The organism is Kitasatospora sp. NPDC001664 (genome assembly GCF_053596675.1).
This window is the reverse complement of record NZ_JBSFGS010000021.1, coordinates 23,043-37,146: the sequence shown is the minus strand read 5'-3', so window position 1 is coordinate 37,146 and position 14,104 is coordinate 23,043. Positions and strand designations below refer to the sequence as shown.

General features: G+C 74.2%; 9 protein-coding genes. 2 read left to right on the top strand and 7 right to left on the bottom strand.

Translation table 11 applies throughout. The features are described 5' to 3' along the window. Positions 1–56: 56 nt before the first annotated feature. The 6 genes from trxB to ACWCYY_RS27050 all read right to left on the bottom strand — a co-directional run bounded on the left by trxB (position 57) and on the right by ACWCYY_RS27050 (position 9,956). Complete coding sequence (gene trxB, locus ACWCYY_RS27075; protein ID WP_345290522.1) at positions 57–1,025, bottom strand: thioredoxin-disulfide reductase; 969 nt, start codon at positions 1,023–1,025, stop codon at positions 57–59. Between the two features lie 208 nt (positions 1,026–1,233). Further along, positions 1,234–2,121 (bottom strand): zf-HC2 domain-containing protein, encoded by an 888-nt coding sequence (locus ACWCYY_RS27070; RefSeq protein WP_449797531.1) that lies wholly within the window; start codon positions 2,119–2,121, stop codon positions 1,234–1,236. After that, complete coding sequence (gene sigM, locus ACWCYY_RS27065; protein WP_380149532.1) at positions 2,118–2,843, bottom strand: RNA polymerase sigma factor SigM; 726 nt, start codon at positions 2,841–2,843, stop codon at positions 2,118–2,120. The genes ACWCYY_RS27070 and sigM overlap by 4 nt, the downstream gene beginning before the upstream one ends. Beyond that, positions 2,840–4,759 (bottom strand): protein kinase family protein, encoded by a 1,920-nt coding sequence (locus ACWCYY_RS27060; RefSeq protein WP_345290519.1) that lies wholly within the window; start codon positions 4,757–4,759, stop codon positions 2,840–2,842. The genes sigM and ACWCYY_RS27060 overlap by 4 nt, the downstream gene beginning before the upstream one ends. Positions 4,760–5,034: 275 nt before the next feature. After that, on the bottom strand, positions 5,035–7,455 hold the full coding sequence (murJ, locus tag ACWCYY_RS27055) for a murein biosynthesis integral membrane protein MurJ (RefSeq protein ID WP_449797530.1): 2,421 nt from the start codon (positions 7,453–7,455) through the stop codon (positions 5,035–5,037). A gap of 44 nt (positions 7,456–7,499) precedes the next feature. Next, positions 7,500–9,956, bottom strand: coding sequence for a DUF6049 family protein (locus tag ACWCYY_RS27050; RefSeq protein WP_449797529.1), 2,457 nt, complete (start codon positions 9,954–9,956; stop codon positions 7,500–7,502). A gap of 487 nt (positions 9,957–10,443) precedes the next feature. Between ACWCYY_RS27050 and ACWCYY_RS27045 the strand changes: the two genes are divergently transcribed. Further along, positions 10,444–11,904: a CCA tRNA nucleotidyltransferase gene (locus tag ACWCYY_RS27045; protein ID WP_380149533.1), complete on the top strand. Its 1,461-nt coding sequence runs from the start codon at positions 10,444–10,446 to the stop codon at positions 11,902–11,904. Positions 11,905–12,117: 213 nt separating this feature from the next. Continuing rightward, on the top strand, positions 12,118–12,801 hold the full coding sequence (locus tag ACWCYY_RS27040; RefSeq protein ID WP_345290516.1) for a restriction endonuclease: 684 nt from the start codon (positions 12,118–12,120) through the stop codon (positions 12,799–12,801). Here ACWCYY_RS27040 and ACWCYY_RS27035 read toward each other — a convergent pair. Further along, on the bottom strand, positions 12,774–14,060 hold the full coding sequence (locus ACWCYY_RS27035) for an MFS transporter (protein WP_345290515.1): 1,287 nt from the start codon (positions 14,058–14,060) through the stop codon (positions 12,774–12,776). The genes ACWCYY_RS27040 and ACWCYY_RS27035 overlap by 28 nt on opposite strands. Between the last annotated feature and the right edge of the window lie 44 nt (positions 14,061–14,104).

Below are 14,104 nucleotides of genomic sequence, written 5' to 3'. Positions count from 1 at the left end.
CAGGGTCAGAACGGGGGGTGTGCTGGTGAGAACAACGCGCTGCGCTGTTCTGTTTCTCAGACCGCGACGGCGGCGGTGGCCTGGGCGGCCTCGTGGTCCAGGGCGGCCAGGTAGCGCTCGGCGTCCAGCGCGGCGGCGCAGCCGGTGCCGGAGGCGGTGATGGCCTGGCGGTAGGTGTGGTCCACCACGTCACCGGCGCCGAAGACGCCGGGGATGTTGGTCCGGGTGGAGGGGGCCTCGACCTTGAGGTAACCCTCGGCGTCCAGCTCCAGCTGGCCCTTGAACAGCTCGGTGCGCGGGTCGTGGCCGATCGCGATGAACAGGCCGGTGACCGGGAGCTCGCGCAGCTCGCCGGTGGTGGTGTCGCGCAGGGTCAGGTGGCTCAGCTTCGGGTCGCCGTGGATCTCCTCGACCGCGCTGTCCCACGCGAAGGTGATCTTCGGGTCGGCGAAGGCGCGCTCCTGCATCGCCTTGGAGGCGCGCAGGCTGTCGCGGCGGTGCACCACGGTGACCGACTTGGCGAAGCGGGAGAGGAAGGTCGCCTCCTCCAGGGCGGTGTCGCCGCCGCCGACCACCGCGATGTCCTGGTCGCGGAAGAAGAAGCCGTCGCAGGTCGCGCACCAGGAGACGCCGCGGCCGGAGAGCTTGTCCTCGTTCGGCAGGTTGAGCTTGCGGTGCTGCGAGCCGGTGGTGACGATCACCGCGCGGGCCCGGTGCACGGTGCCCTCGGAGTCGGTGACGGTCTTGATCTCACCGGTGAGGTCGACCGCGACGATGTCGTCCGGGATCAGCTCGGCGCCGAAGCGCTCGGCCTGGGCCCGCATGTTGTCCATCAGCTCGGGGCCCATGATGCCGTCCCGGAAGCCGGGGAAGTTCTCGACCTCGGTGGTGTTCATCAGCGCACCGCCGGCCGTCACCGCGCCCTCGAAGACCAAGGGCTTGAGGGAGGCACGGGCGGTGTAGAGCGCAGCGGTGTACCCGGCGGGGCCGGAACCGATGATGATCACGTTACGGACGTCGCTCACTGCTTCTCCTGGTTCGCATCGCGGCCCCGCGCTGTGCGGGAGGGCGGTCCTGCCCCGCCGCCGGGGACAACGACTGACCAGTCTCCCTCATTCCCGCTCCGTACCGTGACAGGCGCCCGGAGTGTGGGCTGTCCGGTGGGACAACGTCACCTGGGCGCGCGTTCTCCGGCGGACGGGAGCCCCGGGGCCGTCCGCCGTCCGGGGCCCGTCAGCGGGCCGGGACGGTGCGGTGCAGCAGGGTGCGGCAGTCGGGGGTGACCAGGTAGGTGTCGTAGCGGTCGGGGCCGAGCGGGAAGACCAGCGCCGTCACCCGCTCCGGTCCGTACCGGCCGGCGGTCCGGGCGAGCGGCTGCCCGGCGGGAAGGCCGGGGCAGGAGGGCTGCGCGGTGGCCCCGGTGGCGGTCTCGGCGCCGGTACCGCTCCCGGAGGCCTCGGGGCTCCCGCCGCCGGGGGAGGAGGGGAGCAGGCCGCCGTCGCCGGCGCCCGGGACCTCGGGGGGCCGGCTGGAGGGCGAGCCCTTCCCGCCGGCGATCGCGGGGGCCCCGGTGCCGACCAGCTGCCGCACCTGTGCGGCCAGCCCCTCGTCGGTGAACAGCGGACCGGATCCGTCGGGCCCGATCGCCGCGGTGTCCGCCTTCGCGGCGCCGGAGGAGGCGGTCACGGTGCCGCCGTCCGTCGGCAGGCTCCGGAGCAGCGCGCCGGCCAGGCCGGTCCCGAGCACCGCCAGGACGGCGCCGACCAGCACCCGGCGGGGCACCCGCGGGCGCCGCGGCGACCGGGACCGCTGCCGGGTGCGGGCCCGGGCGTCCGACCGGCCGGACGGGAGCACCACCGGGGCGGCCGCCTCGGCGGCCAGCGCGGCGTCGAGCCGCCCGGCCACGTCGGCGGGCAGCTCCTCGGTGGGCAGCGAGCCCAGCAGCTCGCTCACCTCGTCCAGGGCGGCGAGGGTGTCGGTGCACTCCGGGCAGCCGGCCAGGTGGGCCCGGAGCTCCGCGGCCGGGGCGGGGTCGGTGAGGCCCTCGGCCAGGTCGGCCAGCAGGTCGACGTCGGGGTGGTCGGTGCCGGACCAGGGCTCGGTGGGGGAGGAGTGGTTCATCGCGGGGTCACGTCTCCTCTCATGGCCTGGCCGGGGCCCGGCTGCTCTGGGACGGGCGGGGCGGCGTTCCGGTTCCCGGCGGCTGTTTCACGTGAAACAGCGGCGCCGGGGGCGGGCTCGGTTTCACGTGAAACCGAGCGCAGGTGCCGCACCAGCGGCAGCAGCCTGGCCCGGCCGCGGGCGCAGCGGCTCTTCACCGTGCCGACCGGGACACCCAGCACCTCGGCCGCCTCGGCCACCCCGTAGCCCTGCATGTCGACCAGCACCAGCGCGGCCCGCTGGTCCGGCGGCAGGGCGGCCAGCGCGGCGGTCACCTCCCGCCGGAGCTCGGCCCGGACCACCACCGCCTCGGTGGCCTCGGCGCTGCCCAGCAGGCGGTCCAGGCGGTGCTCCTCCTGGTCCAGCGGGGTGGCCGGGCGGCTGGCGGAGCGGCGGGCCCGGTCCAGGCAGGCGTTGACCACGATCCGGTGCAGCCAGGTGGTGACGGCCGAGCGGCCCTCGAAGGTGTGGGCGGCCCGGAAGGCCGACACCAGGGCGTCCTGGAGAGCGTCGGCGGCCTCCTCGCGGTCGCCCAGGGTGCGCAGCGCGACCGCCCAGAGGCGGTCCCGGTGGCGGCGGACCAGCACGCCGAAGGCGTCCGGGTCGCCGGCCGCGTGCCGTGCCAGCAGGGTGGCGTCGGGGAGCTCCTCCTCCGTCACCGCCACCCCCTCTCCGTCCGTCAGCCGGTGACCTTCACCTCGGCGATCCGGCCGCGGTACCGGCCGTCCGTCCCATCCTTGGGGATGCTGGTGAGCCAGAGCAAGAGGTAACGGGTGGTCAGCGGCTGGCCGGGCTTGAGCTCCACCTGGGGGCCCTGCTGGGTGGCCACCGGGCTGCCGAAGGAGGACAGGCCGTTCCTGTCCACGCGCGGTGCGGAGGCGGTGCCCTTGGGCTGCGCGTAGAGCTCCATCTTGCTGCTGCCGCCGGCGAACTGGACCTCGACGGAGCTCACCTGCTGCTCGCTGCCGAGGTCGACCAGCAGGCCGGTGCCGGCCTTGTAGGCCCCGCCCAGGTCGTCCTCGTAGCCCGAGGTGGACCAGTTGGTGGCCGGGTCGCCGTCGAAGGACCTGGGTACCTCACTGGTGTGCTCCGGGCCGGTGCCGAGCGGGTTGAAGTCGGAGACGCCGGCGATGGTGAGGGGCTTGCCGGGCGGGGCGGCCGGGTTGCCGGTCGCGGTCGGGCCGGTGGTCGTGCCCTTGTCGTGCACCTCGGTCCCGGACCGGTCGTTGTAGTAGCTGACGAGCTGCCAGGAGGCCACCCCGATGACGGCCAGCGCGACCACCGAGGCGGTCAGCCGGACCAGCCGCCGCAGGCGCGGGCGGCGGGGGCGGGGCTGCGGGGCATCGTGCGGCAGCGGGTGCGGGTGCGGGGCGGTGTGCGCCGGGGAGTTCTGGGGGGCGTGCTGCTGGGCCCGGCCGTGCGGCTGCTGGGGCCGGTGCGGGCGGGGCGGCAGCGGCGGTGGGGCGAACGACGGTGCGGGCTGCTCGGGCTGACGGACCTTCGGCATCAGCGCGATCGCCTTGGCCAGCTCCTCCGGCGTGGTGATCGGGTCCAGGTGGTGCGGCGGGTGCTCGCACAGCGCCCGGGCGGCCAGCTCGGAGAGGCCCTTGTGGACGCCCGCCTTGACCTGCTCCGGCGGGGCGCAGTCCAGCCCCTTCGGCACGCCCTGGAGGTCGTAGCGGTCCTCGGGGTAGGGCCAACGGTGCGTCAGGGCGGCGAACAGCAGCGCCCCGATGGCCCGGGTGTCGGTCCGGGAGGCGTCCTCGTCCGGGAGCCCGCGCAGCGCGGCGTCCACCGCGATGCCGTTGATCCGGTACTGGCCGCTGTCGGTGCGCAGCACGCACCTCGGGGTGAGCCGCAGGTGCGCCTGGCCGCGGCGGTGCGCGGCCGCGATGGCGTCGGTGACCTGACGGACCATCTGGTAGGCCTCGTAGGGCTCCATCGGGCCCTCGGCGAGCAGCTGGGCCAGGTCGGAGGCGCCGGGCAGCCACTCCCGGACGACGTAGACGTGGTCGCCGTCCTGGACCGCGTCGAGCACCTGGACGAAGCGCGGATCGCCCAGCAGTGCGGCCGACTTGGCGGCGGCCAGCACCCCGCGGGCGCGCTGGTGGCCGGCCGAGAGCAGGTGCACGCCGACCGGGCGGCGGAGCTTCTCGTCCACCGCGCGCCAGCTGCTGAAGTGCTCGGACTGGGTGATGCACTCCTCCAGCCGGTACCGGTCGGCGATCCGGTCGCCGCTGTGCCGCACCGGGGCGGGGCGGAGCAGCGGCAGTTCGCCGGTGGGCTGGTCGATGGTGGCGGCCAGCTCCTCCGAGGTGGCCGCAGGCGGATCGGTGGCCCGCACCGCTCCCCGGGCGGCCTCGGCGGCCGCCTGTGCGGGGTGCGGGGCCGCGCCCCGGGACGCGCCCGCCGTGGCGTCGTCGGCGTCCCCGTCCGGGGCGGCGTCCCCGTCGGGCAGGCCGGTGCGCTCCGACAGCGGTGGCCGGTCGGCGAGTTCGGCGGCGAGTTCGGCGGTGGAGAGCGGTGCGGTGGCCTCGGCCGCCCGCTCCGTCGTGCCGTCGGCGCGCAGGTCGGAGACGCCCCCGAGAGCGGTGGCCACCGCCGTGTCGTCAGCCGTGGACGTGTCGACTACCGCCTTGGTGCCATCAGCCACCGTTGTCCTGCCTCCCCTTGCGTCGCCCCGGGCTCCGGAAAGTCGGCCGTCGTCCCGGCCCCGGAGGGCGGCGGCGTGCCAGGACAATTGTGCCCACTCTTCCTCCCCTGCTACGACCGCTGGGCGAACCGACCGGTTGCGTTCCGGCCGTGTCGGGCCGGAGTTCACCGCTCGGTGGGTTGCGCCGTCGCCGGGAGGACCCCGGCCCGGCTGACGGTGGGTCAGCGTCCCAGCCTGCTGCGCACCATACCGATCATCGCGTTGAGCTCCTCGATCCGCATCCGACGGGCGATCAGGCCGAAGACGGCCAGTTGCAGCCCGCCGGCCACCACCAGGGTGACCACCGAGCCCGGCCAGTCGCCGAGCGCGCCGGTGAGCGCGTCGTTCAGCAGCAGTCCGGTGCCGACGCCGACAGCGGCCGCGGGCACCGAGGCGATCGCCAGCCGGACGTAGGTCTTGGCGATCCGTCCGGTGTCCAGCCCGCCGATCCGGGCCTTCAGCTTGGGCACCGCCACTGCCACGCCGACGGCGTAGGCCAGCCCGTAGCCGAGGGCCATCCCGGTGACCGCCCACTGCGAGGGCAGGAGGTACCAGCAGAGCACCGCGAAGGCGGCCTGGCAGCCCGCCACCCAGACGGTGTTGGCGAACGGCGTGCGGGTGTCCTCGTAGGCGTAGAAGCCGCGCAGCAGCACGTACTGGACCGAGTAGGGGATCAGCCCCAGGGCGAAGGCGGAGAGCATGTAGCCGATCGCGGTGGTGCCGTGGGCGACCGCGCCGCCGTTGCCGAAGCCGTAGATCGCGCTGCCGATCACCGGGCCGAGGGCGAGGAAGAGGAAGGCGGCCGGCACGATCGCCACCGCGGAGGTACGCAGCCCGTAGGAGAGGTCGTCGCGGACCGCCCCGGCGTCGCCGTCGGCGGCCGAACGGGAGAGCCGGGGGAGCACCGCGCTCATCACCGAGACGGTGATCACGGCCATCGGCAGCTGCCAGATCAGCAGCGCGTTGGAGTACGCGGCCAGGCCGACGCCCAGGTGTCCGGTGGCCTCGGCGGCCGAGCCGGCGGCGGTGGCCAACTGGGTGATCACCAGGTACCCGGCCTGGTTGGCCAGGACGAACAGGAAGGTCCACTTGGCCAGCCGGGCGGCCTTGCCCAGGCCGTGGCCGCGCCAGTCGAAGCGCGGCCGGAAGCGGAACTCGGCGGCCCGCAGGTAGGGCACCATCGCCAGGGCCTGGACGGCCAGGCCGAGCAGGGTGCCGATGCCGAGCAGCCGGATGCCCTCGGGAGCGATGGTCCCCGGGGTCACCTCGCTGTGCTGGAAGGTGCCGTAGACCCAGATGTACATCCCGAAGGTGGCGATCACCACGACGTTGTTGAGGACCGGGGTCCACATCATCGCGCCGAACCGGCCCCGGGCGTTGAGGATCTGACCCATCACCACGTGGATGCCCATGAAGAAGATGGTGGGCAGGCAGTACCGGGCCAGTGCCACGGTGGTGTCCGCGCTGGCCGGGTCCTTCATCAGCGAGTGCGAGATCAGCTGCACCAGCAGCGGGGCGCCGAGCACGGCCAGGAAGGTCACCCCGGCCAGGCCGACCATCACCACGGTGAGCAGCCGGTTGGCGTAGGCGGTGCCGCCGTCCTCGTCGTTCTTCATCGCCCGGACCAGCTGCGGGACGAAGACCGCGTTGAGCGCGCCGCCGCCGATCAGGATGTAGAGCAGGGTCGGCAGGGTGTTGGCCGCGTTGTACGAGTCGCCCATGGTGCCGACGCCGATCGCGGCGGCGATCACCATGGTGCGCAGGAAGCCGGTGCCCCGGGAGACCAGGGTGCCGGCCGCCATCAGGGCACTGGAGTTGACCAGGCTGGCCACCTTGCCGCCGGCCGCCGGCCTGGCGGGGGCGGCCGCGGCGGGCTGCTCGGCCGCGACCGGAGGGGTGAGGGGGGTGGCCGGCGGGCCGATGGCCTCCGCCTCGGAGAGCGGCGGGTCGAACTCGATCGGCGGGACGTAGGGCTCCTCGCCGTCCGGGCCGCTGCCGCCCTCCTTGCCGGGCGCGGCGGCCGTCGTGGTCGCGGGGGTGCCCGCCGTCGTCGCTCCGGCGGTGCCGCCGCCGGCGGCCGCGAGCAGGCCGTCCACGCCGACGTACTCGGCGGTCGGGTCGGCCGGGTCGGCGGTGGGGGCGGCCGGGGCAGACGGGGCGGCGGGATCCGTGAGCGGTTCGGCGGCCAGTGAGGCCCAGCGCGGCGCGGGGGCGGTCAGGCCGGTCTCGGCCGGCCGCTGCCCGGACGGCTGGAGCAGCCGGAGGGTCTGCGGGTCGTCCGCGGCGGCGAGGGGGTGCAGGGGGTGGGCCGGGAGCGGCGGGTCGGCGTCGGCGGACGGTCCGGTGGCGGCGGCCTCGGTCCCGGCGGGCGCGGTCCCGGCGGGTTCCTCGGGGGCCGGGTGCTGCGGCGGGACGGCGGCCGCCGGGGTGCGGGTCCCGTACGGGTCCGGACCGGGCTCGGTCGGGTACGGGTCCACCGCGTAGGGGTCCTGGGCGTAGGTGTCCGTCAGGTACCAGTCGGCGGGCTGCGCCGCCGGGCCGTCCTGCCCCGCGGCGCGTCCCTGCTCACGGCCCTGTGCTCGGTCCTCGCGCGGCCCGCTCATGCCACCTCATCGCTGGTCGGGTACGTCCGCCCGGGCGGGGCGGCTCAGTGACCCACCTTCTCATCACCGGAGGCGTGTTCCCCGGCACCTGCGCCGCTCTCCTGCGACGTGCCTCCGGCCGCCGGTCCCGTCCCGGCGGCCGCGTCGGAGGCGGTCCCGCCGGGCCCGCTGCCCGCGGTGTCCCCGGTCTCCGCGCCGTCTGCGCCGTCTGCGCCGTCCGTACCGTCCGTGCCGGACGGCGCGGTGGTCTCGTCGAGGAGGGCCTCGGGGTCCTCGTGCGGCTCGTCGGCCCGCTTGCGCCGCTGCAGGGTGAAGCGGACGGCGGCCAGCAGCATCAGGATCACGCCGCCGCCGATGACGTACAGCACGCCGGAGGTGACCGAGGTGACCTCCACGGTGAAGGACATCGGCTCGCCGTACGGGTAGCCGTTGGTGGTCTCCAGCTGGGCGGTCATCGGGACCGGCCCGTTGCTCTTGGCCCTGGCGTTGAAGCGGAGCGTGCGGCTGGTGACCGCCTCCACCACCACGGGGTCGGCGCCGCCGACGTGGACGCGGTTCGGCTGGCTGGAGGAGAGCCTGATCCGCAGGTTGCCGACCGCCTGGTTGAGGTCGTTCTTCATGCTCACCAGGACGATCCCGTTGTCACCTGCGAGGGTGACCGTGCTCTTGGGGGTGAGCTTGACCGCGCCGATCAGGCCGTCCAGGTAGTTCTGCACCCCGGCGCGGTAGGTGGAGCCGGCCGGGCCCTGGTCGCGCCACTGGGTGGACATCGAGCGGACCATCGCGGCGTTGAACGGCCCGCGCACCCGCTGCGGCTGGGTGAGGATGAAGAGCAGCTGGTCCAGCTTGCCCTGGATGCCCATCACCTGGGCCAGGGTCTCCCGGGTCAGCTCGCCGGCCCGCAGGTGCTGCGGGTAGTCGCCCGGGGCCGGGACCGCGCCGTTGGCGTTGCGGTCGGCCGGGGTGGTGGCCACCGTGTCCAGCTTCACCAGTTTGGTCCAGCCGCCCTGCTGGGCGGCGGCCACCGCCTTGGCCAGGGTCTCGGCCGCGACGCCGCCGAGGTTGCGCGGGGGCAGCACCAGCAGGGTGCGGGGGTCCGGCCGCTGGTGATTGACCGTCACGGTCTCGGCGAGGAAGCGCTGGATCGCCGCGGACTGCGCTGCGGGGGTGCTCAGGTCCTGCTGGAACAGGTTGGAGATGGTGGGGTCGGCGACCACGGCGGTCTGCCCGTCGCCGATCGGCCGGGCCGCGTTCGGGGTGTAGTCCAGCCCGCTGTCGGAGAGCGCGGTGCCGCTGGTCAGCAGGACGTCGCCGCCCGTGGTGCGGGCCACCGCCGCGATCTGCTGGTCCAGCTGGCCCTGGTAGGGCCAGGCCACGTTGGAGCTGACGTCCACCGAGAGCCGGCCCTCGGTGGTGACCTCACCGGCGGTGTGCGCCTTGCGCAGCGCGGTGTCCATGCCGGGCAGGTCGGCGCCCTCGTGGGCGATCGAGGCCAGGTCCGGGTCGGCGTACGGCAGCGAGACCACCTGGCTGCCGGCCGTGGCCACCGCCGCGCGCAGCAGCTTTAGCCACTCGGTGGCGGCGTCCCGGCCGCTGCCGGCGACGGTGTTGTCCTCCTTCGCCGACTCGCCCGCGGTGCCCGGCTTCTGCACCCGGTAGCCCCGGGTCATCGCCAGCACGGTGTCCAGCAGGTCGGGGTCGACCACCCAGGTCAGACCGGGGAGCTCCTTGCCGGTCTGCACCAGCTGGTGGAGCCGGCCGCCGGGGGCCAGCTCGGTGGCCAGCGAGTCGTCGCGCAGCACCGCGGTCTGGTCGTTCTCGGTGCCGAGGGTCTGGGCGACCAGTTCCGGGGCGTGGGTGATCGGCCAGACCACCGCGAGCTGGGTCGGCTGCGGCATCGGTTCGGAGTTGAAGGGGAGGAAGGTGCGGGCGATCCCCAGCGTGTGCGGGTCGTCGTCGTCCGGGGTCCGGCCGGAGGCGTCCACCGCCAGCTCCAGCACGCCGCCCTTGGTCGGCTTGAGCTCGCCGACGGGCAGCGTGACGGTGAAGGAGTGGCTCTCACCCGGTGCCAGGTTCCCCAGGACCTCCCGCCCGGTGGTGATGGGGGTGCCGTCCGCGTTCAACGGATCGGTGCGGCGGACGATCGAGTCGATGGTGCTGCGGTTGGTCACCGGCTTCGGGGTGCGCAGGCCCGCCGAGACCTCCCTGATCGGCGAGGGCCCCGCGTTGGTCACCTTTCCGGTGACCGTGACCGGAGTCTGCTGGGTGGCCACGTGGGGGCTCACCGAGTCGATCGTGACCACCGCCGGGTACTCCGCGGAGGCGGTCGGGGACAGCGCGGGCGGGCCACCGGCGGCCATGACGGGCCGGGCCGAGGCGGGCTGCGTGCCGCAGGCCAGCAGCGCGGCGGCGGTCAGCAGCCCCGACAGCGGCCGGACCCATCGGCGTCGCCGTGCCCCGCCCGCCGTGCCCTGCCCCTGGTGCCGCACCGGCTCACCCACGCGTGTCGACCTCGCCGTTCTGGATCGGAGGGCTCTGGATCGGATGACTCGATGGAACTCGATGGAACCGATCCAGACCTCGAAGGGGATCTGGAAGGGGATACCGCAGCGGCAGCCGAGGCCCGGGCCGGGATCTCACCACCGGCATGGTAACGAGGCCGGTGGCGCGCTGGTGTTGCGGGCCGGGAGCTCACGGGGCGTGACCGAACCGTCGGGCTCCGGGCCGACCGCCCGGCAGCTCCGTCCGACGGGTCGTCAGCCGCCTTCACGGGGTGGGAAGGTGGCTGTGCGGGCGGGTCCGCGGCGGGTCCGTGGCGGGTGCGCAGCGGGTCTGCGGTGCGCGTCCGGTGGCGCGGTGGACGGCCGGAGCCCGGCGCACCCCGGGTGAACCGGACGAAACCGGGCGGCGGACAGCCGGGGCGGGCACGTACCCTTGTGAGCCGTGTCCACTGCCAATGATCCCGGCGCCGAGCCCGACCGCGCCCCGCTGTCCCGTACCGAAGCCGTCCGCGCCGCCGCTCCCGGCCTGACCGAGGCCCAGGCCCGCGGCCTGCAAGAGCTGCTCCGGGTCTCCCCGGTCGCCGACGAGATCGCCGGACGGTTCCGGGCGGCCGGGCACCGGCTGGCCCTGGTCGGCGGCTCGGTCCGGGACGCGCTGCTCGGCCGGCTCGGCAACGACCTCGACTTCACCACCGACGCCCGCCCCGAGCAGGTGCTGAAGCTGGTCAAGGGCTGGGCGGACGCGGTCTGGGACGTCGGCATCGCCTTCGGCACCGTCGGCGCCCGCAAGGACACGGCGGACGGGTCGTTCCTGATCGAGATCACCACCTACCGCAGCGAGTCCTACGACCGCACCTCGCGCAAGCCCGAGGTCAGCTACGGGGACAGCATCGAGGAGGACCTCGTCCGACGGGACTTCACCGTCAACGCGATGGCCGTCGACCTGCCCGGCCGCGGGTTCGTCGACCCGCACCACGGCCTGGACGACCTGGAGGCCCGGGTGCTGCGCACCCCCGCCACCCCCGAGGAGTCCTTCTCCGACGACCCGCTGCGGATGATGCGGGCCGCCCGGTTCGCCGCCCAGCTGGACTTCACCCCGGCGCCCGAGGTGGTCGCCGCGATGACCGCGATGGCCGAGCGGATCACCATCGTCTCCGCAGAGCGGGTCCAGGCCGAGCTCAACAAGCTGCTGCTCGCCGACCACCCGGTGAAGGGCCTGCGGCTGCTGGTCGACACCGGGCTGGCCGCGCACGTGCTGCCCGAGCTGCCCGCCCTCCAGCTGGAGAGCGACGAGCACCACCGGCACAAGGACGTCTACGAGCACTCGCTGACGGTGCTGGAGCAGGCCGTCGCCCTGGAGCAGGACGGTCCCGACCTGGTGCTGCGGCTCGCCGCGCTGCTCCACGACATCGGCAAGCCGCGCACCCGCCGCTTCGAGTCCGACGGGCGGGTCTCCTTCCACCACCACGAGGTGGTCGGCGCCAAGATGACCCGCAAGCGGATGCGGGAGCTCAAGTACTCCAAGGAGATGACCGAGGACGTCTCCCGGCTGGTCGAGCTCCACCTGCGCTTCCACGGGTACGGCGGCGGGGAGTGGACCGACTCCGCGGTGCGGCGCTACGTCACCGACGCCGGCCCGCTGCTGGAGCGCCTGCACAAGCTGACCCGCTCCGACTGCACCACCCGCAACCGCAAGAAGGCCGCCGCCCTCTCCCGGACGTACGACTCCCTGGAGGAGCGGATCGTCGTCCTGCGGGAGCAGGAGGAACTGGACGCCGTCCGGCCCGCCCTGGACGGCAACCAGATCATGCAGCTCCTCGACCTCAAGCCCGGCCCGCAGGTCGGCCGCGCCTACAAGCACATGCTCGAACTCCGGCTGGAGAACGGCCCGATGGAGCACGACGAGGCGGTGGCCGCCCTCAAGCAGTGGTGGGCGGAGCAGGACTGACGTCCTTTCAGGAGGTCTGTGGGGGGTGTCCGGCGCGGACGCCCCCCACAGTCGTTCACCGGTGCTCGCTCCAAGATCGCCTGAACACTTGTCGCTTTAGTGGATCCGCTCGATGGTGTGCTCCAACTCGTCGGCCCTGGTGGCGGGTTGGGCGGGCGTGGTGCCCTGTCCTCGGGAGCGGGACGGACCCGGCTCCTGGAGAGGAGCACGGCCATGGCTGTGGACGCGGTGCTGTTGGAGTCCCCGACGATGCGGGCGGTGGTCGCGGAGCGGGTGGAGATGCTGGACCGGGTGAAGGCGCTGGCGCTGCTGCCGGACGGGGTGCACGTGACCACCGAGGGGGTGGCGCGGTACTTCGGAGTGGGTGAGACGGTGATCAAGGCGATTGTCCATGACCATCGGGAGGAGCTGGAGGGCAACGGGTACCGGGCGATCGTGGGTGACGAACTGAGTTGCTTCAAGCAACTCTGTGGGATCCAGTCCCGCGCCAGGTCGCTCGCGCTGTTCAGCCGGCGGGCGGTGCTGAACGTGGCGATGCTGCTGCGGGACAGCGAAACCGCACGTCAGGTGCGGTGCCACCTGCTGGACGCAGAGCAGGAGTGGCGCCGCCGGCCTGTGGATAACCCTGTGCAGCGGCCTGTGGACAACCGGTCGCCCTACCCCGAGGGGTCGGTGGACGCGGCGGTGGCGCGGGTGGCGGGGGAGGTGGTGCGGGACGTGATCGGGACGGCGGTGGTGCCGGTGTTGAACGCGCTGGTGCTGGAGGTCGGCCGGAACAGCCGGAAGCTGGACGAGCTCGGCGGCCGGGTGGAGCGGCTGGAGCGGGTGGTGCTGGGGGCGGCACCGGGCCGGGGTGGGGTGAGGCGGCGTCAGCGGGTGCGGGCGGAGCGGCTGTAGAGGGCGGCGGTGGCGGCGTAGAGGAGGGCGGTGCCGAGCATCAGGGCGGGGGAGCGGCCGTCGAGGGGGAGGAGGGCGGCGGTGACGGCGGCGGCGGCGACGAAGGCGAGGTTGAAGAGGACGTCGTAGAGGGCGAAGACCCGGCCGCGGTAGGCGTCCTCGACGGACTCCTGGACCACGGTGTCGGCGCAGATCTTGACGGACTGGGTGACCAGGCCGAGCAGCAGGGCCGCGATCAGGCAGGGGACCAGCGCGTAGGTGAGGCCGAGGGCGGGGACGAAGACCGCGGCGGCGCCGGTGCAGCCGGTGAGCCAGCCGGCGATGCCGAAGCGGCGGGTGCACCAGGGGCTGATCAGCGCGGCGAGGAAGAAGCCGACGGCCGAGACGGCCACCGCCTGGCCGAGCGTGGCCATGCCGCCGGGGATGTCCTCGGGGGAGTTGAAGGTGTAGCGGGCGAGCATCAGCACCGTGACGACCAGGATCCCGTAGCAGAACCGGGCGGCGGTGACGGCGGCCAGTGCGTGGGTGGCGGGGCGGCAGTCCCGCACCAGGTGCCGTACGCCGTCGGCGAGTTCGCGGGTGGCCAGGGCCAGGGCGAGGTGCAGCGGGGGACGGTCGGGGTGGTGGTCGGGGCCGAGCAGGTCGGGGCTCATCCGCAGGGCGGAGAGGCCGGCGCAGAGGTAGAGCACGGCGGCCGTGGTGACCAGCAGGGCGTCGGCGCCCGCGCCGGCCGGGACGACCAGGTGGACCAGGAAGCCGAGGCCGCCGCCGCAGGTCGCGGCGACGGTGCCGAGGGTGGGGGAGAGGGCGTTGGCGGTGACCAGCTGCTCGGGGCGGACCACCCGGGGGAGCGAGGCGGAGAGCCCGGCCAGGATGAAGCGGTTGAGCGCGGTGACCAGCAGGGCGGCGAGCAGGAAGAGCCACTCGGGCGCCCGGGCCAGCAGCAGTCCGGCGGTGGCGAGGCCGAGGCCGCAGCGGGCCAGGTTGCCGAGGTAGAGCACCTGGCGTCGGCGCCAGCGGTCCAGCAGCACCCCGGCGAACGGGCCGACCACGGAGAACGGCAGCAGCAGCACCACCAGCAGCGAGGCGATGTCGGCCGGGCTGGACTGCCGCTCCGGGGAGAACACCACGTACGAGGCCAGCGAGACCTGGAAGACCCCGTCGGAGAGTTGGGAGAGCACCCGGGCGGTGAGCAGTCGCCGGAAGTCCGCACCCCGGAGCAGTGCGCTGAGCGATGTGCCGTTCCCCGTCCGATCCACCCGCCAAGGGTGCCACGGGCCCGGGCGGTGTTTCACGTGAAACA

What these genes read in the sequence shown, in the direction of transcription:
- ACWCYY_RS27070 (WP_449797531.1), bottom strand. Translation starts at nt 2,121, where the DNA reads ATGAACCACTCCTCCCCCACCGAGCCCTGGTCCGGCACCGACCACCCC.
- murJ (WP_449797530.1), bottom strand. Translation starts at nt 7,455, where the DNA reads ATGAGCGGGCCGCGCGAGGACCGAGCACAGGGCCGTGAGCAGGGACGC.
- ACWCYY_RS27040 (WP_345290516.1), top strand. Translation starts at nt 12,118, where the DNA reads ATGGCTGTGGACGCGGTGCTGTTGGAGTCCCCGACGATGCGGGCGGTG.